Genomic DNA, 21469 nt, shown 5'->3' with positions numbered 1-21469 from the left:
CAAGGATGCTTCATGCCACTACGCGCCATTGCCTACGTCAGCCAGGCCCGGCCGGATCTTTCCGCCGAACGCCTGCAGACGTTGGTGAACGATGCCACCCGGTTCAACCGGATGGCCGGGGTGACGGGCGTGTTGCTGCACGATGGACAGCGTTTCCTGCAGTACATCGAAGGCCCGCCCGATGGCATCGACTCGGTGTACGAGCGCATCCTGCAGGCCGGCAGCCATGTGGACATCGTCGAACTGGCACGCGGGCGACTGGGCCAGCGCCAGTTCCCGTACTGGTCGATGCGTGCGTTGCCGGTCGATGCGTTGAAGCTGCGCCAACTGGCCACCAGTGACTGGTCCGGGTTCTCGCGCACCGTGGAGGGCGATCCTGCCGTGCCGACCGCGGTGGATCTGTTGAGCGCCATCGTGCGGCCGGTGCTCAGCGCCGGGTAGCGTCGAGCTTCACTTCGCTGTCACCCGTAGCGGGTTCCCATCGGGCTTCCTGGGGAAGGGAGCACGTCATGAAGCGGATGAAGTGGCAGGGCAGGGCGGCGCTGGCCATGGTGCTGGCGGCAGCAACGGTGCCAACATTGGCCTGCACGCGCGCGGTCTATCTGGGCGACAACGGCGATGTGATCACCGCCCGCTCGATGGACTGGAAGGTGGACGTGGCCACCAACCTCTATGTCCTGCCGCGTGGCATCGAACGCACCGGCCAGGCCGGGCCGAAATCGGCGAAATGGACCGCGCGCTACGGCAGCGTGGTCGCCACCGGCTACGACGTGTCCACCACCGACGGCATGAACGAAAAGGGCCTGGTCGCCAACCTGCTGTGGCTGGTCGAATCGGAGTACCCGCAGCAGCGCGGCAACAAGCCGGGGCTGGCGATCTCGCTGTGGGCGCAGTACGTGCTGGACAACTTCGGCAGCGTGGCCGAGGCGGTGGCTGCACTGGAGCGCGAGCCGTTCGCCATCGTCACCGACAAGGTGCCGGGCGAGGACCGCCAGGCCACCCTGCATCTGTCGCTGTCCGATGCGAGCGGCGACAGTGCCATCGTCGAATACATCGGTGGCCGCCAGGTCATCCACCATGACCGCCGCTACCAGGTCATGACCAACTCGCCGATCTTCGACCAGCAGCTGGCGCTCAATGCGTACTGGAAGGAGATCGGCGGTACGGTGATGCTGCCGGGCACCAATCGCTCGGCAGATCGCTTCGCGCGCGCGTCGTTCTACATCAACGCCATTCCCAAGGCCGAAGACCCGGTGGAGGCGCTGGCCAGCGTGTTCAGTGTGATCCGCAACGTGTCGGTTCCCTTCGGCATCACCACGCCGGATCAGCCGAACATCTCGTCCACCCGCTGGCGCACGGTGGCCGACCACAAACGCCGCCTGTATTTCTTCGAATCGGCGCTGACGCCCAATACGTTCTGGGTGGATCTGAACAAGGTCGATTTTGGCGGCCAGGTCCTCAAGCTCGACCTCGGCCCGGACCAGCGCAACACCTTCGCCGGTGATGCGCTGTCCCGGTTCGTACCGAGCAAGCCGTTTGACTTCCTCGGTACGGGAGGTTAGTTGGACGCCTGGCTGGAGGCCGGGTAAACCGCCTGGATCGTGCAGCTCTGGCGGGTGTACTGCGGAAGGGGCGCCAACTCATCCCGGCGCAGGTCGCCCTGCACGAACTCGGCGGCGACGATGCGGTCACCGGGGTTGCCACAGATCAGTCCATTCTGCATGCCGGAGGTGAAGCTCACTTCCGGCGTGCGGTCGAGCTGGCGGCAGTGGCTGCCAAGGTCGACGCGGTAGTACCGGTTGCCGCCGTTGCGGCGGGGATTGGTTTCGACCAGAAGGCCCTGCTGATCGGACGACCAGGAGCGCACGTTGCGGATGGCGAAGCAGTAGGACGGAGAGCCGCCGAAACCGCGCCGGACTTCCTTGCGCTCGCTGATGGTCAGTGCGGGCAGGGTGGCGGTGAGCAGGCGGTCGCTTTCGCGGGCAACGCTGGCATAGTCACGATCCTCTACCGGAGTGACCGCGCTGACGGCGCAGCTGCGGCCGTCGACCACCACGCGCTCGCTGGGGCGACCGCAGGCCCAGCCTGCAGGTGCGTCCAGCTTCAGTGTCGTGGCAGAGCGGACCCCCGGGCAATCTTCACTGAAGTCGATGCGATAGGCCTGGCCGGAGGCCGCGCGCAACGCGATGGAGCGGGGGGAGGCCTGCTCGACTTCCTGGACGCCAACGGCATCCATGCAGTGCGGAGCGGGTGGCACGCGTTCCTGGGCCTGGGCCGAGGCTGCAAACGCCAGGCCGAGAGTGGCGGCGAGCACTGCGGGTGCGTATGAATGGGTCATGTCCTGCATTCCCTGCTTTGGATGACAGGCCGACTATAGCAGCGCTTTGCACGCCGAGTGTTACATGCGCACACTAGCGCCATGGGCGCCATCTTCCACCTGCGGCACTACGGCCAGTCAACGGGCCTGGACCGCCACGACTACGCACAGTGGGTCCTGCCGCTGCAGGGCGAGCTGCAGTTCGAGCTGGAAGGTCGAGGCGGCCGGCTGGATCTGCTGCAGGGCGCGTTCGTGGCCGCCGGCGAGGCGCACGACCAGATGGCGCACGGGCCGAACGGTTTCGTGATCGTCGATTGTGGCCCGGGCGTGCTCGATGACCTGACCCAGGAGCACCTGTGGCGCCAGCGCTGGCTGCACCTGCCGCTGTCGCTGCGCCAGCGCCTGGCCCAGGTGAACGGCGGTGGTGCCATGCCGGGACTGCTGCCCGAATTGCTGCGCGTGTTTGCCCCGGCCGGCAGTGGTGCGCGGCTGCAGGGGCTGTGCGCGGCCGTGCATGCCGAGCCCGGGCAGGGGTGGCCGGTGGCGCGCATGGCGGCCTTTGTCGGCGTCAGCGAAAGCCGGCTGCATGCACTGTTCCAGCGCGAATTCGGGGTCAGCCCGCAGGCCTGGCTCAGCGCGGGCCGGCTGCGCTGGGCCAAGCATGCGTTGCTGACCAGCGCGGCGACGATCAGCGATATCGCGCTGGCAGCGGGCTATTCCGAGCAGAGTGCACTGACCCGTGCGCTGCGCCGCGAGACCGGCCTGACCCCAAGCGCCTGGCGGCGCGGTGACGCACTTTTGTAGAGTCGAGCTTGCTCGACTGCGCTTCGCGGATGAGCCAGTCGAGCAAGCTCGACTCTACGAACAGATTGGGCAGTAGCCTCGGTCAAGACGCCGTGCCGGTCGCCGCCTACACTGCGCGGCCAGTTCCCTCCCCCCGAAGCAACTGACATGCGCAACAACCCGATGGCCCTGGGCATCGCCAATGGCGTTGCCGCTGGCGCGCTGTGGGGCGTGGTCTTCCTCGCCCCCGCTGTGCTCCACTCCTTCAACGCGCTGCAACTGTCCGCCGGCCGCTACCTGGTCTACGGACTGATCGCGGTGATCCTGCTGCTGCCGCGCTGGAGGCGGCTGGCGCCGCAACTGGGGCGCGCCGAATGGATCGGCCTGCTCTGGCTCAGCCTGGCCGGCAACCTGGTCTACTTCCTGCTGCTGGCCACGGCCGTGCAGTGGGCCGGTGGCGCGGCCGCCTCGCTCATCGTCGGCCTGATACCGGTGGTGGTGACCCTGGTGGGCGTGCGCGAAAAGGGCGCCGTGCCGCTCAAACAATTGCTGCCCGCGTTGGGCTTGTGCGTGCTGGGCGTGGCCCTGGTGGGCTGGGAGTCGTTGATGTCCGAGCATCTGGCCACGCCCTGGCGGCAGCGCCTGATCGGCCTGCTGTGCGCCTTCGGTGCGCTGTTCTCCTGGGCGTTGTACTCGGTCGGCAACAGCCGCTGGCTGGCCCGCCGCGCCGATCTGTCCAGCCATGACTGGTCGCTGCTGACCGGCGTCACCACCGGTGGCCTGTCGCTGCTGCTGGTGCCGATGGCGTTCATCGGCCAGACCGCGGGCCACACGCCTGCGCAGTGGACCCTGTTCTGGGTGATCAGTGCCGGCGTTGCGGTCATCGCTTCGATCATCGGCAACGCGTTCTGGAACCGCGCCAGCCGCCTGCTGCCGCTGACCCTGACCGGGCAGATGATCGTGTTCGAAACGCTGTTCGCGCTGCTCTATGCCTTTGCGTGGCAGTGGCGGTGGCCGAGCCTGCTGGAGGCGCTGGCGATCGTGTTCCTGGTTGCCGGCGTCCTGCTGTGCGCGCACGCCCACCGCGCACCACGTGCAATCGCCGAACATGCCGGCTGATTGCCAGCGTCAAGCGCTCTGATGCGTGCTTTGTCTCAATTGCAACCAAATGGCTGCACGTTGGGCGATGATCGAAACAAACGATTTTTGCATCGCAGCACTTGACAGCCCCCCGGCGCACGGTGTTTTCTGTGCGCCATGGTCTTCGATGCCGCCCTCGCCAGCCTGATTGCCCCCGCCACCGCGGGCGGTTCGACTGCGCAGGTCACCATCACCACCATTATTACCACCACCGCCACCACTGCCCTGGTGCGGCCCGTCGTCTTCGTGTAACTCCCGAAAACAACGGCCCCGCACCATCCAGGTGACGGGGAGACCCAACACCTGCGTGCGACGGGGCCTCCTACCGAGGTCTGCATGTCTTCCCACGCCCCCGCCCATCCCGCTGCCCCGGCCGACCTGGCCGCACCGTCCACTGTCGTGCACAAGTTCGGTGGCACCTCGGTGGCCAGCGCCGAACGCTACCGCCATGTGGCCGGCCTGCTGCTGGCGCGGGCCGAGCCGCTGCAGGTCACCGTCGTTTCGGCGATGAAGGGTGTCACCGATGCGCTGATCGAGCTGGCCCAGCTGGCGGCGCGTGGTGACGCCGGCTGGCGCGAAGCCTGGCATGCGCTGCGCGCGCGCCACCGTGGTGCCGCCGTGGCCCTGCTCGGTGAGCAGGTGGGCGAGACCGTTGAATGGATCGACGTGCGGTTCGACCAGCTGGCCGAAGTGCTGGGTGCGCTGGCGGTGATCGGCGAACTGCCGTGCGAGGTGCTGGACCGCGTGCAGGGGCTGGGCGAAGTGTTTTCCGCGCAGTTGCTGGGCACGCACCTGCAGGCGCTCGGCGAGGACTGTGCAGTGCTGGACGCGCGCGATGTGCTGGTGGTCGGGCACGGCGAGCTGGGCGTGGACGTGGACTGGGAGGCCAGTGCCGACCGCCTGGCGAAATGGCGCCTGCAGCACCCGCAGTCGCGCGTGGTCGCCACCGGCTTCGTCGCCCGTGACCGCGAGGATCGCATCACCACGCTGGGCCGCAACGGCAGCGACTACTCCGGCGCGATCTTCGCCGCGCTGTTCAACGCCGATGAGCTGCATATCTGGACCGACGTCGACGGCGTCCTCTCGGCCGACCCGCGGCTGGTACCCGAGGCGGTCCAGCTGGAGGCGCTGAGCTACGACGAGGCCTGCGAGCTGGCCTACTTCGGGGCCAAGGTCGTGCACCCGCAGACAATGTCGCCCGCCATCCGCCTCGGCCTGCCGATCTTCATCCGCAACACCTTCCACCCGGCGCACCCGGGCACGCGCATCAGCGCCCAGCGCTCGCCGCGCGGGCCGGTGAAGGGCCTGACCCTGAGCCCGGACCTGGCCCTGCTGAATCTGGAAGGCACCGGCCTGATGGGCGTGCCCGGCACGGCCGAGCGGGTGTTCTCGGCACTGCGCCAGGCGCAGGTGTCGGTGGTGATGATCTCGCAGGGTTCGTCCGAACATTCGATCTGCTGCGTGGTGCGGGCCGGTGAAGCTGCACGTGGCCGTGAGGCGCTGCTGCAGGCCTTTGCCCACGAACTGGCGGTGGGCCAGGTGCAGCGCGTGCAGGTCGGCGAGGGCGTCAGCGTGCTGGCTGCCGTCGGTGATGGCATGGCCGGTCAGCCCGGCGTGGCCGCGCGCCTGTTCGAGGCCCTCGGCCGTGCCCAGGTGAACATCCTGGCGATCGCCCAGGGCTCGTCCGAGCGCAACATCTCGGTGGCCGTGGCCAGTGTCGATGCAACGCGTGCCCTGCGTGCCGCGCATGCCGGCTTCTGGCTGTCGCCGCAGACGTTCGCGGTGGGGGTGATCGGGCCGGGCAATGTCGGCGCCGCGCTGCTGGACCAGTTGCTGGCCGCGCGCCCGCAGCTGCTGGCCAAGGCCAACGTCGATCTGCGCCTGCGTGCGCTGGCCTCGCGCTCGCGCATGCGCCTGGAAGCCGATGTCCTGCACGCCGACTGGCGGCAGGCGCTGCACGGCGATGGCCAGGCCAGCGACCTGGACGCGTTCACCGAACACCTGCTGGCCGCACACCTGCCGCATGCGGTGGTGATCGACTGCAGTGGCAGCGCCCAAGTGGCCGAGCGCTACGAGGGCTGGCTGGCGGCTGGCATTCATGTGGTCACTCCCAACAAACAGGCGGGTTCGGGCCCGCTGTCGCGCTACCAGCGCATCCATGCCGCTGCCGCCGCCAGTGGCGCGCGCTTCCGCTACGAGGCCACCGTCGGTGCCGGGCTGCCGGTGATCACCACGCTGCGCGACCTGGTCGACACCGGCGATGAAGTGCTCGCCGTGGAAGGCATCTTCTCCGGCACGCTGGCCTGGCTGTTCAACCGCTTCGATGGCAGCCAGCCGTTCTCCGCGCTGGTGGCGCAGGCGCGATCGATGGGCTACACCGAGCCGGACCCGCGCGACGATCTGTCCGGCGTGGACGTGGCCCGCAAGCTGGTGATCCTTGCCCGCGAGGCCGGCCATGCGCTCAGCCTGGAGCAGGTGCAGGTGGAAAGCCTGGTGCCGGCGCTGCTGCGCGATGGCAGCGTGGATGACTTCATGGCCCGCCTGGGCGAATCCGATGCCAGCCTGCTGCAGCGGCTGGACGAGGCGCGGGCGCGTGGTGCGGTGCTGCGCTATGTCGCCCGGCTCGGCGCAGACGGTGCGTCGGTGGGGTTGCAGGAGCTGCCGGCGAACCACACCTTCGCCAACCTGCGCCTGACCGACAACGTCGTGCAGTTCCGCACGCGCCGTTACTGCGACAACCCGCTGGTGGTGCAGGGACCGGGCGCCGGGCCGGAAGTCACTGCCGCCGGTGTGTTCGCCGACCTGCTGCGCGTGGCGGCCGGCGAGGGGGCGCGGCTGTGATTGCTCGCGCATTCGCCCCCGCGTCGGTGGCCAACGTGGCGGTGGGCTTCGACATCCTCGGCCATGCGATCGCCGGTATCGGCGATACCGTGACGGTGCGCCGCATTGATGAACCGGCCGTGCGCATCGACGCCATCCGCGGCAGCGTTGTGGACCTGCCGCTGGACGCGCCGGGCAATACGGCCGGCGCGGCGCTGATCTCCCTGCGCGAAGGGCTCGGTCTTTCCCATGGCTTTGCCATCGAGATCGACAAGGGCATCCCGTTCGGCTCCGGCATGGGCGGTTCGGCGGCCTCGTGCGTGGCCGCACTGGTGGCCGCCAACGCGTTGCTGGACGCGCCGCTGCCACGCGAGGCGCTGTATCCGCACGCACTGGATGGCGAGGCGGTGGCCAGCGGCGGCCGCCACGGCGACAACGTCGGGCCGCTGCTGCTGGGCGGGCTGGCGCTGTGTACGGCCGATCGTCTGGTGCCGATTCCGGTGCCGGCCCGCTGGCACAGCCTGCTGGTGCATCCGCATGCCGTGCTCGAGACGCGGCGTGCGCGGGCGGCGCTGCAGGGCAGTTATGCGCTGGGCGAGTTCGTGGCGCAGAGCGCCAACCTGGCGCTGGTGCTCAGTGGCTGCCATCGCGGCGATGCAGCCCTGGTGCGTGCCGGCCTGCGCGATGTGCTGGTGGAGCCGCGCAGGGCCGCGCTGATCGCTGGCTTCGAGGCCGCGCGCGATGCTGCGCTGGCAGCCAATGCGATGGGCGCGGGCATCTCCGGTGCCGGCCCGAGTGTGTTTGCGTGGTTTGAAGAGGCTGACCAGGCCCATGCCGCAGTGGCGCCCGTTCGTGCGGCCTTCGCCGCCGCCGGCTTCGACAGCGATGCCTGGGTTTCCCCGCTGGACGCTGCTGGAGCGCGACTGTGCTGAATCCTTCCCCCTTGCTGGATACCGAGCTCATGCAATTCGTTTCGACCCGTGGTCACGCGCCCGCTGTTGGGCTGAGCGCCGCCATTGCCGCCGGCCTGGCGCCGGATGGCGGCTTGTACGTGCCTGACGTGCTGCCCGCGCCGCGCGACCTGCATGCCGGTGCGACCTTGGCCGACACTGCGACCGCGCTGCTGGCGCCGTTCTTCGAAGGCGACCCGCTGCAGGCGGCATTGCCGGAGATCTGCCGCGACGCCTTCGATTTTCCGGTGCCGCTGCGTCCGCTGGGGCGCGACGGCGACCATGTTCTGGAGCTGTTCCATGGCCCGACCGCCGCCTTCAAGGACATCGGGGCGCGCTTCCTGGCCGGCACGCTGTCGCGCCTGCAGGCGGGCAAGGCCCGTGACCTGACCATCGTCGTGGCGACGTCGGGCGATACCGGTGCTGCCGTGGCGGCGGCGTTCCATCGACAGCCGGGCGTGCGCGTGGTGGTGCTGTATCCCGATGGCCGTGTTTCACCGCGGCAGGCGCACCAGCTGGGCTGTTTCGGCGACAACATCCAGGCGCTGCGCGTGGCCGGTTCGTTCGACGACTGCCAGGCGATGGTCAAGCAGGCGCTGGCCGATACGGACCTGCAGGCACAGGTGCCGCTGAGTTCGGCCAACAGCATCAGCCTGGGCCGGCTGCTGCCGCAGATGAGTTACTACGCGCATGCTGCGCTGACCCATCACGCGCGCACGCGGCGTCGCCTCAACCTGGTGGTGCCGACCGGCAACCTGGGCAATGCGATGGCGGCCGTGCTGGCGCGTGCGCTGGGCGTGCCGATCGGGCAGATCGTGCTGGCCACCAATGCCAATGCGGTGCTGCCGGCGTACTTCAATGGCGGCGCGTACCAGCCGCAGGCCAGCGTCGCGACCGTCGCCAACGCGATGGATGTGGGGGCGCCGAGCAACTTCGAGCGCCTGCGCTGGCTGTATGCCGATGACGATGCCGAACTGCGTGCCGCGTTCCGGGCATTCGCGGTGGACGATGTGACCATCCGCGCGACCATTGCCAGTGCGCATGCCAGCAGCGGCGAACTGTTCTGCCCACACACCGCCACTGCGGTGAAGGTGTTGCAGGATCTGCGGGCGCGCGGTGCCAAGGGGGACTGGGCGGTCGTGTCCACCGCGCACCCGGCCAAGTTCGAGGCAGTGGTGGAGCCGCTGATCGGCGAAGCCGTGGCGGTGCCGCCGGCGCTGGCGGCACTGCTGCAGCGGCCGGCGCATGCCGAACCGTTGGCGGCCGATTACGACGCTTTGCGCGAGGTGTTGTTGCGTCGGTAGCGCCGGGCCACGCCCGGCGGGTAATGCCGGCCGCTGGCCGGCAACGCCGTCAACTGCGAAACGGTCAGGCCAGGCCTTCGCCCGCCAGCTCGCGCAGCCCGTCCTCGTCGAGGATCTCCACCACGCTCAGATGGGGCAGGGCGATCAGGCCCTGCTGGCGCAGCTTGGTGAACGTGCGGCTGACCGTTTCCATGGTCAGGCCCAGGTGGTCGGCGATATCGCCGCGGCCCATCGGCAGCGACACGCGCAGGCCATCGCCACCCAGCTTGGCCTCGCGTGCAGCCAGGCGCAGCAGGAAGTCGGCCAGCTTTTCCGCCGGCTGCAGGCGGGCCAGTGCCAGCGCGGCGTCCTGCGCGGCATCCAGTTCCTGGCAGGCGCGCTGCAGCAGCTTGCGCTCCAGGTGCGGGTAGCGGCCGCGCAGCGCCTTCATCTGCGGCAGGGCCACGCGGCAGACGCGGCTGTCGGCGATGGCCTCGATATCGTGGCGGTGGTGGTCGCTGCCGCTCAGGCCCAGGTAGTCGCCGGGCAGCACGAAACCGTTGATCTGGCGGCGGCCATCGGCCAGCGTGCGCACCAGCCGCAGCGCGCCGGCCGTCAATGTATAGACATGCTGGCGCTCTTCGCCGGTGCGGGCCAGGGTGGCACCGATGGCCACCTGCTGCGACACCGTCACCTGTTCCAGCGCCTGCACTTCATCGGGCGACAGCGCCGAGCAGACCGCCAGGTGGCGGACCGAGCAGTGCAGGCAGTCCAGCGTGGTGCAGGACGGCGCGGCGGCGTCGTGGGCGGCGGACGGGGCGCCGGAAGGCCGGGACATGGTGCGGGGGCGTATCACGGGCGGGAGAGGGCTTTATGATACTTCATGCGGCCTTATGGCCCCTGATCGGCGGCTGAGCCATGCGGGGCGGTAGAATGTCGCCCCCTCCCACGTCCCCGTTCCTGCAGGAGTTCCGCCCGTGATCAAGCCCCGTACCCCGCCCGGCACCCTTGAACTGTTGCCGCGCGAGCAGATTGCGTTCCAGCGCATGCTGGACGTCATCCGCCGAAACTACGAGCGCTTCGGGTTCCTGCCGGTGGAAACGCCGGTGTTCGAGCTGTCCGACGTGCTGCTGACCAAGTCCGGTGGCGAAACCGAGCGCCAGGTGTACTTCGTGCAGTCCACCGGCGCGCTGGCCAATGCTGCCGAATCGGGCGACCGTTCGCTGCCGGAGATGGCGCTGCGCTTCGACCTGACCGTGCCGTTGGCGCGTTACGTGGCCGAGCACGAGCACGAGCTGACCTTCCCGTTCCGCCGCTACCAGATGCAGCGCGTGTACCGTGGCGAGCGTGCCCAGCGCGGCCGTTTCCGCGAGTTCTACCAGTGCGACATCGACGTGATCGGCAAGGACAGCCTGAGCGTGCGCTATGACGCTGAAGTGCTGGCCGTCATCCACGCCGTGTTCTCCGAGCTGCGCATCGGTGATTTCAGCATCCAGTTGAACAACCGCAAGCTGATGCGTGGTTTCTTCGAAAGCCTGGGCGTGGCCGAAGGCGAGCGCCAGCTGGCCGTGCTGCGCGAGGTGGACAAGCTGGACAAGCGCGGCGCCGATTACGTGCGCGAGACGCTGGTGGGCGAGGGCTTTGACATTCCGGCCGAGCAGGTCGAGAAGATCCTGGCGTTCGTTGCTGTGCGTTCGAAGGGCCATGAGGATGCGCTGGCGCAGCTGGCTGCGCTGGAAGCCGGTGGCGCCTCGTCGGAAACCCTGCGCAATGGCGTTGCCGAGCTGCGCGAAGTGCTGCAGCTGGTGCAGGCGCTGGGCGTGCCGGAAACCGCGTACTGCCTGAACTTCTCCATCGCCCGTGGCCTGGATTACTACACCGGCACCGTCTACGAGACCACGCTGACCGACCACCCGCAGATCGGCTCGATCTGTTCGGGCGGCCGTTATGAAGATCTGGCCAGCCACTACAGCAAGTCCAAGCTGCCGGGCGTGGGCATCTCCATCGGCCTGTCGCGCCTGTTCTGGCAGCTGCGCGAAGCCGGCCTGATCGATGGCATCGAAGCCAGCAGCGTGCAGGCACTGGTGGCATTGATGGACGAGCAGGGAATGGCGCAGTCGCTGGACATTGCCCGCCGCCTGCGCAGTGGTGGCATCAACACCGAAGTGCAGATGGAGCCGAAGAAGATCGGCAAGCAGTTCCAGTACGCGGCCAAGGCCGGCATCCGCTTCGTGGTCCTGGCTGGCGAAGACGAACTCGCCCGTGGCGTGGTCGCGGTGAAGGACCTGGTGCGCGAGCAGCAGTTCGAAGTTTCCCGCGATGAACTGGCCAGCACCCTGCAGGTCGAGCTGGAGCAGTCGAAGGTCATGGCGTGATACGGGCCGCCGCAGGGGCGCTGAGCGTGCTCCTGCTGGCGGGTTGCCAGAGTGATCCCGCGCTGCACAGCGCCCGGATCGGGAAGGCGCAGTACCGGTTGCAGGCCGATCGTTGCCATGTGATCGACCGCGCGCAGCTTGAGGCGGACTTGCGGGCCTTGGCCTCGGGGGCGTGTCCTGCAGGCGCAGGGGCGTTGGAGAACATCCAGCCCCTGCCGAGCCGGCAGGGCAGCCTGTTCGGGGAGTGCCTGCGGCGCGGCGCGCTGCAGGCGGAGGTCCGCTGCCAGCCCTGAGCGCCGCCAGCGGCGTGATTTCAACGTAGAACGCCCACCTCCCGGTGGGCGTTTTCGTTTCCGGGAAGGCAGTCGAGCATGGCTCGACTCTACAAAAGCCGGATCCGGCCCGCTAAGCCTCAGTAGCCCAGCTTTTGCCTTTGAGGCTGCCGGCCAGCGGCCGGCACTACCGTGGGTAGAGGGATCCCTCGATTTGACGCACTGCGCAAGAATGCGCTAATGTACTAACACGCTATTACATTGATGCAAGAAATCCGCCCGTGAAAGCCCGCCCCGACATCACCGCCAAAGATCCGCAGGCCGACCTGGAAGCCTTGGCCCAGGCCTTCGCTGCCCTGCGCGAACCGGCCCAGGTCGAGGCCTTCCTGCGTGACCTCTGCACCCCGGCCGAGCTGGAAGCCATGGCCGACCGCTGGAAAGTGGTGCCGCTGCTGCAGCAGGGCGTGCCTTACCGCGAGATCCACGAACGCACCGGCGTCAGCGTGACCACCACCGGACGGGTCGCACGCACGCTTGAGCATGGCCATCGAGGCTATGCGGCTGCCATCGACCGCCTTGCTTCGCGCTGACCCGCGCCCCGTACCGAACTTCGAGACCTCCCCCATGAGTGCAACCCAGGCAGCGCCGGCGCGAGACCGGCTGCGTATCGCCATCCAGAAGAGTGGCCGTCTGGCCGAACCCGCCCGCAACCTGCTCAGCGCCTGCGGCCTGAGCTGGCGCGAAAGCCGCGACAAGCTGTTCTGCTACGGCGAATCGCTGCCGGTGGACCTGCTGCTGGTGCGCGACGACGACATCCCCGGCCTGATCGCCGATGGCGTCTGCGACCTTGGCATCGTCGGCCGCAACGAACTGGACGAACAGGCCGCCGCGCGCCGCCAGATCGGCCTGCCCGACGCCTATCAGGCCCTGCGCGGGCTCGGCTTCGGCCAGTGCCGGCTGATGCTGGCCGTGCCCGAGGAATGGCAGTGGGAAGGCCCGGCGCAGCTGGCCGGCACGCGCATCGCCACCAGCTATCCGGCGATCCTCAAGCAGTGGCTGGCCGATCAGGGCGTGGACGCACAGGTGGTCGAGCTCTCCGGTTCGGTGGAAATCGCCCCGCGCCTGGGCACCGCCGAGCTGATCTGCGACCTCGTGTCCAGCGGCGCCACCCTGCGTGCCAACCAGCTCACCCCGGTGCACAACCTGCTGGACAGTGAAGCCGTGCTGGCCGGTGCGGTGCGCGTGCCCGACGACGCACGTGCCGGGCTGCGCAGCATGCTGCTGCGGCGCCTGGACGGCGTGGTGCAGAAGCAGGACCGCAAGCTGCTGATGTTCCGTGCCAGCGAAGACCGCGTGGATGCGTTGGCGCAGCTGCTGGCCGATGCCGAACCGTTGGTGCGTTTGCCTGCAGATGGCGGTGCACTGCGCCTGCAGACCATGTGCCCGGGCCCGTTGACCTGGCAGCGCATGGAAGAACTGGAGCGCGCCGGCGCACAGGGCCTGATGGTATTGAGCGTGGAGCGGTCGCTGGCATGAATCGTCTGATCTGGTCGCAACTTGATGAAGCCGCGCGCAGCGCGGCGCTGACCCGCCCGGTGCAGACGGTGGCACAGCAGACCCGGGATGCCGTGGCTGCGCTGATCGCACAGGTGCGCGCGCAGGGTGACGAGGCGCTGCGCGCCATCACCGCCCGTTTCGATCGGGTCGAACTGACATCGTTTGAAGTCAGCGATGCCGAATTTGCCGCCGCCGAGGCCGCCGTTCCGGCCGAGCTGCGCCAGGCCATGGTCGAAGCCGCCGAGCGCATCACGCGCTTCCACGAAGCGGGCATGGGCAAGGGCTATTCGGTGGAAACCGCGCCCGGCGTCGTCTGCGAACGCATGCTGCGGCCGATCGGCCGCGTCGGCCTGTACGTGCCGGCCGGCAGTGCGCCGCTGCCGTCCACCGCGCTGATGCTGGGCGTGCCGGCGCAACTGGCCGGCTGCCCGCAGGTGGTGCTGTGCACGCCGCCGCGCACCGATGGCACGGCCGATCCGGCGGTGCTGGTGGCTGCGCGCCTGACCGGCGTGCAGCGCGTGTTCAAGCTGGGCGGTGCCCAGGCCATCGCTGCGATGGCCTACGGTACGGCCAGTATTCCGGCCTGCGACAAGCTGTTCGGGCCGGGCAACAGCTTCGTCACCGAAGCCAAGCAGCAGGTCGCACAGGACGGCGCCGCCGCCATCGACATGCCGGCCGGTCCTTCGGAAGTGCTGGTCATCGCCGATGCCGGTGCCAATCCGGCGTTCGTAGCGGCTGACCTGCTGTCACAGGCCGAGCACGGCCCGGATTCGCAGGTGCTGCTGCTGACCGACGATGCCGCGATGGTCGCTGCGGTCGAGGCGGAAGTGGAGCGCCAGGTCGCACTGCTGCCGCGCCAGGACATCGCACGCCAAGCCTTGTCGGCCTCGCGCCTGATCCAGGTGGATGCGCTGGCAGATGCCTTCGCGATCAGCAACCGCTACTCCCCCGAGCACCTGATCCTGGCCCTGCGCGAGCCGCGCGACTGGCTGGGCCAGGTGCAGGCCGCTGGCTCGGTGTTCCTTGGCGATTACACCCCCGAGGCACTGGGCGACTACTGCAGCGGCACCAACCACGTGCTGCCCACTGCCGGTGCCGCACGCGCCTACAGCGGCGTCAGCGTCGCCAGCTTCCAGAATCTGATCAGCGTGCAGAGCGCCAGCGCCGCTGGCCTGGCCGCGATCGGCGGTTGCGCGCGCATCATCGCCAGCGCCGAAGGCCTTGACGCACACGAACGTGCGGTGGCCCTGCGCATGGAGGCCGCGGCATGAGCGCCGGCATCGATGACGTGCTGGCGCTGGTGCGCCCGGACCTGCAGGCGTTTGCCGGCTACAGTTCGGCACGCAGCGCCGCGGTGCAGGGTGAGGTCTGGTTGAACGCCAATGAATCGGCCTGGGCCAACCCGGCTGATCCTGCCGGCAGCAGCCGGCGCTACCCCGAGCCGCAGCCGCTGGCGCTGCGCGAAGGCCTGGCAGCGCTGTATGGCGTGCAGCCGCAGCAGTTGCTGGTCGGCCGTGGCAGCGACGAGGCCATCGATCTGCTGGTGCGCACCCTGTGCGTGCCGGGTCGCGATGGCGTGCTGGTGACCTCGCCGGTGTTCGGCATGTATGCCGTCTGCGCGCGCCTGCAGGGCGCGCCATTGATCGACGTGCCGCTGGTCGATGGCGAGGACGGCCTGCGCGCCGATCTCGATGCGGTCATCCGCACGGCACGGCAGCAGGGTGCGAGGCTGGTCTTCCTGTGCGCGCCCTCCAACCCGGCGGGCAGCGATATCAGCCTGGCCGAGATCGAACGCGTGGCGACTGCACTTCGTGGGCAGGCGCTGGTGGTGGTTGACGAGGCCTATGTCGAATACGCGCAGCGTGCCTCGGCGACCACGCTGCTGGACGCGCATGCCAACCTCGCGGTGCTGCGTACCTTGTCCAAAGCGCACGCACTGGCTGCGGCACGCATCGGCACCCTCATTGCCGCGCCGGAGCTGATCGCCGTGCTGCGCCGTTGCCAGGCGCCGTACCCGGTGCCGACGCCGTGCGCCGAGCTGGCCGTGCAGGCGCTGCAACCGGCTGCCCTTGTGCGTACCGCCGAACGCGTGGCCACGGTCATCGCCGAGCGCGAGCGCCTGTCCGCCGCCCTGCCGGGTCTGCCCGGCGTGCGCCGCGTGTACCGCTCGTCCGGCAACTACCTGCTGGTCCGCTTCGCCGATGCGCAGGCCGCCTTCGATGCGCTGCTGGCTGCCGGAGTGGTGGTGCGTGACCAGCGCGCCGCGCCTCAGCTGGGCGATGCGCTGCGCATCAGCATCGGCAGCCCCGAAGAGAACGACCGCGTGCTCGCGGCCCTGTCGGCCCGGAGGGCTGCTGCATGACCCCCATCCTGTTCATCGACCGCGACGGTACCCTCATCGAAGAGCCGGCCGACTTCCAGATCGACGCCTACGAGAAGCTGCGCTTCGTGCCGCACGTGATCCCGGCGCTGCTGAAGCTGCGCGACGCCGGTTACCAGTTCGTGATCGTCACCAACCAGGACGGCCTGGGCAGCGAAAGCTATCCGCGCGCCAGTTTCGACGGCCCCAATGACCTGATGCTGCAGATCTTCGAAAGCCAGGGCATCCGCTTCCGTGACGTGCTGGTGGACTGCAGCTGGCCGCAGGACAACGCGCCCACCCGCAAGCCGGGCATCGGCCTGATGACCGCTTACCTGCAGGACCGCAGCATCGACTGGGCGCGTTCGGGCATGGTCGGCGACCGCATCACCGATCTGCAGTTCGCCGACAACCTCAACATCCGCGGCTTCCAGCTGCGCACCGAGCAGTTCGGCGGCGAGTGGGACTGGGCGGGCATCGCCCATACGCTGGCCGACGCACCGCGTACCGCCGTGGTCCAGCGCAACACGAAGGAAACGAAGATCCGCGTCGAACTGGACCTGGACCGTGCTGGCGATGCCCACATCTCCACGGGCCTGCCGTTCTTCGACCACATGCTGGAACAGATCGGCAAGCACGGCGGCTTCGCCCTGGACATCCAGGCCGAGGGCGACCTGCACATCGACGAGCACCACACCATCGAAGACACCGGGCTGGCCCTGGGCCAGGCGCTGCGCGAGGCGCTCGGTGACAAGCGTGGCATCGGCCGCTACGGCTTCACCCTGCCGATGGACGAGACGCTGGCCAGCGCCGCGCTGGATTTCAGCGGCCGGCCGTATTTCGTGTTCGAAGGCGAGTTCAAGCGCGAGCGGGTGGGCGACATGCCGACCGAGCTGGTGCCGCACTTCTTCCGTTCGCTGTGCGATGCAAGCGGGCTGAATCTCAACCTGCAGGTGCGTGGGGACAACGATCACCACAAGGTGGAAGCCTGCTTCAAGGCGCTGGCGCGCGCACTGCGCCCGGCCCTGGCCCGGCAGGGCACCGCGCTGCCGACCACCAAGGGGGCGCTGTGACTGAAGTCGCTCTGATCGATGCCGGCGGCGCCAATCTCGGTTCGGTGCGGTACGCACTCGAGCGGCTGGGCGCGAGCGTGCGCCTGGTGCGCGATGCCGATGGCCTGGCCGGCGCACAGCGGGTGATCCTGCCCGGCGTCGGTGCGGCCGCACCGGGCATGCAGCGCCTGCATGCACAGGGGCTGGTCGAGCCGCTGCGCCGCCTGGAGGTGCCGCTGATGGGTATCTGCCTGGGCATGCAGCTGCTGTTCGAACGTTCAGAGGAAGCCGGCGTGGACACCCTGGGGTTGATTCCCGGCGTGGTCCGCAAGCTGGTGCCGGCCTGTGGCATCCGCGTGCCGCACATGGGCTGGAACCGGCTGCTGGCGCTGCGCCCCTCGCTGCTGCTGCGGGGCGTGCCGGACCGATCCAGTGCCTATTTCGTGCACAGCTACGCCGCGCCGCTGAACGCCCATACCGTGGCCGCCTGTGACCATGGTGGCCTGTTCACTGCCGTGATCGAGCAGGGCCGCTACTTCGGCGCCCAGTTCCACCCCGAGCGTTCCGGCGATACCGGTTCGCTGATGCTGCGCAATTTCCTCGAGGGCACTGCTGCATGAGTTTCACCGTCTACCCCGCACTGGATATCCGCGAAGGCCGCGTGGTGCGGCTGCGCCAGGGCGACTACGCGCAGGAAACCTCCTACGGCGACGACCCGCTGCCGCGTGCGCAGGCCTTTGCCGCGCAGGGTGCGCAGTGGATGCACCTGGTCGACCTGGACGCTGCGCGTGCCGGTGGCTACACCCTGGCGCCGCTGCTGGCGGCGATCCGCCAGCACACGCCCCTGCAGGTGCAGACCGGTGGCGGCGTGCGTGGCCGTGACGACGTGGCACGCATCCTCGATGCCGGCGCCAACCGCGTGGTGGTCGGCTCGCTGGCCGTGCGCCGCCCCGATGAAGTGCTGGGCTGGCTGGACGAGTTCGGCGCCGAGCGCATCACCGTTGCCCTGGATGCCCGCCAGGACGCGCAGGGCCAGTGGCAGCTGCCGGTACACGGCTGGACCGAGAATGCCGGGGTGACCCTCGACGACCTGGCCCAGCGCTACGCGCGGGCAGGCATGCGCCACCTGCTGTGCACCGACATCGCCCGCGACGGCATGCTGGCCGGCCCCAACATCAGCCTCTACACGCACCTGTCGGCGCTGCTGCCGGGCGTGGCGGTGCAGGCCTCCGGTGGCATCCGCGACGTAGCCGACGTGGCCGAAGCACGGGCCGCCGGCTGTGGCGGTGCCATCCTCGGCAAGGCGCTGCTGGAACAGCGCATGGACCTGGGCGAGGCACTGGCATGTTGAGCCGTCGCATCATTCCCTGCCTGGACGTGCGCGATGGCCGCGTGGTCAAGGGCGTGCGGTTCCGCGACCACGTCGACATGGGCGACATCGCCGAGCTGGCCCAGCGTTACCGCGACCAGGGGGCCGACGAGCTGGTGTTCTATGACATCGGCGCCAGCCCCGAGGCACGCTCGGTGGACGTGGCCTGGATCGAGCGCATCGCGCGCCTGATCGACATCCCGTTCTGCGTGGCCGGCGGCATCGACAGCGTTGAAACCGCGCGCCGCGTGCTGTTCGCCGGTGCGGACAAGGTATCGATCAATTCGCCCGCACTGGGGCGCCCCGAGCTGATCAGCGAGCTGGCCGGTGAATTCGGCGTGCAGTGCGTGGTGGTCGGCGTCGACTCGGTGCGCGAGGCTGATGGCCAGTGGCGCGTGCGCCGCTTCACCGGCGACCCGAGCAAGACCCAGGCCGTGCCGCTGCGCACCCTGGACTGGATTGCCGAGGCGCAGCGCCGCGGCGCCGGCGAGATCGTACTGAACTGCATGGACAGCGATGGCGTGCGCCGTGGCTACGATGTTGAACAGCTGCGCCAGGCGCGGGCCGTGTGCAACGTCCCGCTCATCGCCTCCGGCGGTGCCGGTGCGATGGAGCACTTCGCGCAGGCCTTCGACCAGGCCGACGTGGACGGTGCGCTGGCCGCCAGCGTCTTCCACAGCGGTGCCATTGCCATTGCGGATTTGAAGCGCTACCTGCGCGAACAGCAGATCGAGGTTCGAGATGTCTATTGAAGTACGCCCGTCGCCGCAGGCGCTGGAATCGCTGGACTGGGCCAAGGGCGATGGCCTGCTGCCAGCCGTGGTGCAGGATGCCGACACCCTGCAGGTGCTGATGCTGGGCTATGTCAACGCCGAGTCGCTGCACATCACCCAGGTGACCGGGCACATGACCTTCTACAGCCGCAGCAAGCAGCGCCTGTGGACCAAGGGCGAGCAGTCCGGCCACGTGCTGGCGGTGCAGTCGATCAGCGTGGACTGCGATGCCGACACCGTGCTGGTGCTGGCCCGCCCGGCTGGCCCGACCTGCCACACCGGTGCCGAAAGCTGCTTCGATGGCGCGCCGAAGGACTTCCTGGGCGGCCTGGGCCAGCTGGTGGCAGTGCGCGAAGCACAGCGCCCGCAAGGCAGCTACACCACGTCGTTGTTCGAAGGTGGTATCCGCCGCATCGCGCAGAAGGTGGGCGAGGAGGGCGTGGAAACCGCGCTGGCTGCCGTCGCCCAGGATGACGAGGCCCTGCTGGGCGAGTCGGCCGACCTGCTGTACCACCTGCTGGTGCTGCTGCGCGCGCGGGGGCTGTCGCTGGATGATGCGCGGGCGGTACTGGAAATGCGCCATCGTTGAGGGGGGCGTGCGGACCAACGGTCCGCACCTACCGGGCGACACCGCGTGCGCGATGTCATCAACGGAATCTACAATGGGCGGTCTTTCTTCCCCGGACCGCCCCCATGAAACTGCCCGCCGCCTGGCTGTGCTGCCTGTTGCTGACTTCGCCGGCCTGGGCCGCCGACACGGTGGTCAGCGGCAAGGTCTATCTTGAACGCGACGGCAAGCCCGGCCGCGGCGCGACCGACCCGGGCCTGGCCGGGGTGCAGGTCTCCAATGGCGAAACCATCGTCAAGACCGCCGCCGATGGCAGCTACAGCCTGCCGGTTCGCGACGGGCAGACGGTGTTCGTGATCAAGCCGGATGCGTACTCGTTCCCGAAGGCGGCCGATGGCCTGCCCACGTTCTGGCGCCACTACCGTCCGGATGGATCGCCGGCGCTGAAGTACGGTGGCATCGCCGCCACCGGGGCAGCGGACCGCGGCTGGGATTTCGCCCTGCAGTCCGACCGCCATGACAGCCGCCGCGGCTTCCAGATGCTGGTGTTCACCGATTCGCAGACGGCCACCCTGAAGGACATCGGTTACTACCAGCAGTCCATCGTGGCACCACTGGTGGGCCAGACGAAGGCGCGCCTGGGCACCACCCTGGGCGACATCGTCAACGACGATCTGGCCCTGTACCCGGCCATCAACAAGGTCACCACCCAGCTGGACGTGCCGTGGTTCCATGTGCCGGGCAACCATGACCTGGATTTCGACGCCGCCAACGACGACCACTCGCTGGACAGCTGGCGCAACATCTACGGCCCGGACACCTATGCGGTGGAGGAGGGCGGCGCCAGCTTCGTGTTCCTGGATGACGTGGTGTACGACCCCAACGCCAAGCCGAAGTACGTCGGTGGCCTGCGCGAAGACCAGTTCGCCTTCCTCGCCAGCTACCTGAAGGGCCTGCACAAGGACCGCCTGCTGGTGCTGGGCATGCACATCCCGTTGTTCGATGCCGCACCCGGTCGCGAGACGTTCCGCCACGCCGATCGCCAGCGCCTGTTCGACCTGCTGAAGGATTTCCGCAACGTGCTGGTGCTGAGCGGCCACAGCCACACCCAGCAGCACGTCTACCACGGCAAGGCCGAGGGCTGGCAGGGTGAGAAGCCACTGCATGAGTACAACGTCGGTGCCAACTGCGGCGCGTTCTGGTCGGGCGTGAAGAACGCGGCGGGCGTGCCGGACAGCACCATGAGCGATGGCACGCCGAAGGGCTACGCGCTGCTGGACGTGGCCGGCAACGGCAGCTACCGCCTGCAGTACCGCGTGGCCGGTGCCCCGGTCAGCGACCAGATCGGCCTGCATGCGCCGAAGGTGCTGCGCCAGGGCGCCTACCCGGCGTGGGGCGTGTACGCCAACGTCTACATGGGCGAGGACACCAGCGTGGTCGAGTTCCGTGTCGACGGCGGCGCGTGGCAGCCGATGAAGCAGGTCAGCCAGCCGGATCCGCGCCTGCTGGTCGAGAACGTGGCTGATGACACGGCCGACGCGCTGCGCGGCTATGATCGTTCGCCGGAGGCCACCGCATCGCCGCACCTGTGGCGTGGTGCCCTGCCGACCAACCTCGAGGTGGGCAGCCATAAGGTGGAGGTACGCTCGACCCAGCCTGACGGTGCGGTGTTCACCGCCACCACCCGTTACAGCCTGCAGGCGGCGCAGCCCTGATGGGGCTCGGGCCGGGTGCAGGATCGACTGCACCCGGTCCCACAGCGTTGGCAAAGCAGCGTTGGCAAAGCGCGGTCAATGCCTGAGAATCGACACGATTCAATCGATTCAAGCAGGCCAGTGTGAACGTTGCAGC

22 protein-coding genes are annotated in these 21469 nt (G+C 68.8%); 20 read left to right on the top strand and 2 right to left on the bottom strand.

Annotated elements, in window-relative coordinates:
* Nucleotides 1-12: 12 nt before the first annotated feature.
* Together QMZ26_RS03045 and QMZ26_RS03040 are read left to right on the top strand one after the other, a co-directional pair.
* Nucleotides 13-441, top strand: coding sequence for a BLUF domain-containing protein (locus QMZ26_RS03045; RefSeq protein WP_200731777.1), 429 nt, complete (start codon nt 13-15; stop codon nt 439-441).
* 68 nt (nt 442-509) lie between these two features.
* Entirely contained in the window at nt 510-1562 is a 1053-nt protein-coding gene (locus tag QMZ26_RS03040; protein WP_283220539.1) for a linear amide C-N hydrolase, read from the top strand.
* Here QMZ26_RS03040 and QMZ26_RS03035 read toward each other — a convergent pair.
* The gene (locus tag QMZ26_RS03035) at nt 1559-2338 is read right to left on the bottom strand and encodes a DUF6491 family protein (RefSeq protein ID WP_200731775.1); all 780 of its coding nucleotides are present in this window, start codon (nt 2336-2338) and stop codon (nt 1559-1561) included. The two genes, QMZ26_RS03040 and QMZ26_RS03035, sit on opposite strands and share 4 nt — an antisense overlap.
* An 81-nt stretch (nt 2339-2419) precedes the next feature.
* On the opposite strand from QMZ26_RS03035, the gene QMZ26_RS03030 reads away from it, so the two are divergent.
* From QMZ26_RS03030 to thrC, 6 genes are all read left to right on the top strand, one after another.
* Nucleotides 2420-3121: an AraC family transcriptional regulator gene (locus QMZ26_RS03030; RefSeq protein WP_283220538.1), complete on the top strand. Its 702-nt coding sequence runs from the start codon at nt 2420-2422 to the stop codon at nt 3119-3121.
* 147 nt (nt 3122-3268) lie between these two features.
* A complete protein-coding gene (locus QMZ26_RS03025) occupies nt 3269-4219 on the top strand; it encodes a DMT family transporter (protein ID WP_283220537.1) in 951 nt (316 codons plus the stop codon).
* Nucleotides 4220-4357: 138 nt separating this feature from the next.
* Nucleotides 4358-4492 (top strand): hypothetical protein, encoded by a 135-nt coding sequence (locus tag QMZ26_RS03020; RefSeq protein ID WP_265349649.1) that lies wholly within the window; start codon nt 4358-4360, stop codon nt 4490-4492.
* Nucleotides 4493-4576: 84 nt separating this feature from the next.
* Nucleotides 4577-7081: a bifunctional aspartate kinase/homoserine dehydrogenase I gene (gene thrA, locus QMZ26_RS03015; protein WP_283220536.1), complete on the top strand. Its 2505-nt coding sequence runs from the start codon at nt 4577-4579 to the stop codon at nt 7079-7081.
* Nucleotides 7078-7992: a homoserine kinase gene (locus QMZ26_RS03010; protein WP_200731771.1), complete on the top strand. Its 915-nt coding sequence runs from the start codon at nt 7078-7080 to the stop codon at nt 7990-7992. Before thrA ends, QMZ26_RS03010 begins: the two co-directional genes overlap by 4 nt.
* A 29-nt stretch (nt 7993-8021) precedes the next feature.
* Nucleotides 8022-9314 carry a threonine synthase gene (gene thrC, locus QMZ26_RS03005; RefSeq protein WP_283220535.1) on the top strand — a complete coding sequence of 431 codons (1293 nt, stop codon included), beginning with the start codon at nt 8022-8024 and terminating at the stop codon, nt 9312-9314.
* Between the two features lie 64 nt (nt 9315-9378).
* Here the strand turns inward: thrC and QMZ26_RS03000 are convergent, their stop codons facing one another.
* Nucleotides 9379-10131, bottom strand: a complete 753-nt coding sequence (locus tag QMZ26_RS03000) for a helix-turn-helix domain-containing protein (protein WP_283220534.1) — start codon at nt 10129-10131, stop codon at nt 9379-9381.
* 139 nt (nt 10132-10270) lie between these two features.
* Here QMZ26_RS03000 and hisS point away from each other — a divergent pair, with 139 nt between their 5' ends.
* From hisS to QMZ26_RS02940, 12 genes are all read left to right on the top strand, one after another.
* Complete coding sequence (gene hisS / locus QMZ26_RS02995) at nt 10271-11668, top strand: histidine--tRNA ligase (protein ID WP_283220533.1); 1398 nt, start codon at nt 10271-10273, stop codon at nt 11666-11668.
* Nucleotides 11669-11694: 26 nt separating this feature from the next.
* Nucleotides 11695-11961, top strand: coding sequence for a hypothetical protein (locus tag QMZ26_RS02990; protein WP_283220532.1), 267 nt, complete (start codon nt 11695-11697; stop codon nt 11959-11961).
* Nucleotides 11962-12221: 260 nt separating this feature from the next.
* Nucleotides 12222-12530 carry a YerC/YecD family TrpR-related protein gene (locus QMZ26_RS02985; RefSeq protein WP_079221701.1) on the top strand — a complete coding sequence of 103 codons (309 nt, stop codon included), beginning with the start codon at nt 12222-12224 and terminating at the stop codon, nt 12528-12530.
* A 34-nt stretch (nt 12531-12564) separates the two neighbouring features.
* Entirely contained in the window at nt 12565-13476 is a 912-nt protein-coding gene (hisG, locus tag QMZ26_RS02980; protein WP_200731766.1) for an ATP phosphoribosyltransferase, read from the top strand.
* On the top strand, nt 13473-14768 hold the full coding sequence (gene hisD, locus QMZ26_RS02975) for a histidinol dehydrogenase (RefSeq protein ID WP_283220531.1): 1296 nt from the start codon (nt 13473-13475) through the stop codon (nt 14766-14768). Before hisG ends, hisD begins: the two co-directional genes overlap by 4 nt.
* On the top strand, nt 14765-15859 hold the full coding sequence (gene hisC, locus QMZ26_RS02970) for a histidinol-phosphate transaminase (RefSeq protein WP_283220530.1): 1095 nt from the start codon (nt 14765-14767) through the stop codon (nt 15857-15859). Before hisD ends, hisC begins: the two co-directional genes overlap by 4 nt.
* Nucleotides 15856-16929, top strand: a complete 1074-nt coding sequence (gene hisB / locus QMZ26_RS02965) for a bifunctional histidinol-phosphatase/imidazoleglycerol-phosphate dehydratase HisB (RefSeq protein ID WP_283220529.1) — start codon at nt 15856-15858, stop codon at nt 16927-16929. Before hisC ends, hisB begins: the two co-directional genes overlap by 4 nt.
* The gene (gene hisH, locus QMZ26_RS02960) at nt 16926-17528 is read left to right on the top strand and encodes an imidazole glycerol phosphate synthase subunit HisH (protein WP_200731762.1); all 603 of its coding nucleotides are present in this window, start codon (nt 16926-16928) and stop codon (nt 17526-17528) included. The genes hisB and hisH overlap by 4 nt, the downstream gene beginning before the upstream one ends.
* Nucleotides 17525-18259: a 1-(5-phosphoribosyl)-5-[(5-phosphoribosylamino)methylideneamino]imidazole-4-carboxamide isomerase gene (gene hisA, locus QMZ26_RS02955; protein ID WP_108759351.1), complete on the top strand. Its 735-nt coding sequence runs from the start codon at nt 17525-17527 to the stop codon at nt 18257-18259. The genes hisH and hisA overlap by 4 nt, the downstream gene beginning before the upstream one ends.
* Complete coding sequence (gene hisF / locus QMZ26_RS02950; protein ID WP_108746585.1) at nt 18253-19029, top strand: imidazole glycerol phosphate synthase subunit HisF; 777 nt, start codon at nt 18253-18255, stop codon at nt 19027-19029. The genes hisA and hisF overlap by 7 nt, the downstream gene beginning before the upstream one ends.
* The gene (gene hisIE, locus QMZ26_RS02945; RefSeq protein ID WP_079221709.1) at nt 19019-19639 is read left to right on the top strand and encodes a bifunctional phosphoribosyl-AMP cyclohydrolase/phosphoribosyl-ATP diphosphatase HisIE; all 621 of its coding nucleotides are present in this window, start codon (nt 19019-19021) and stop codon (nt 19637-19639) included. The genes hisF and hisIE overlap by 11 nt, the downstream gene beginning before the upstream one ends.
* Nucleotides 19640-19743: 104 nt before the next feature.
* Complete coding sequence (locus QMZ26_RS02940; protein ID WP_283220528.1) at nt 19744-21333, top strand: calcineurin-like phosphoesterase family protein; 1590 nt, start codon at nt 19744-19746, stop codon at nt 21331-21333.
* Nucleotides 21334-21469 lie beyond the last annotated feature (136 nt).

Origin of the sequence: Stenotrophomonas sp. PFBMAA-4, from assembly GCF_030053215.1 — a bacterium.
In the GTDB taxonomy this organism is placed as follows: domain Bacteria; phylum Pseudomonadota; class Gammaproteobacteria; order Xanthomonadales; family Xanthomonadaceae; genus Stenotrophomonas.
The sequence above is the reverse complement of the archived record's forward strand: the minus strand, read 5'-3'. Positions and strand labels throughout refer to the sequence as shown.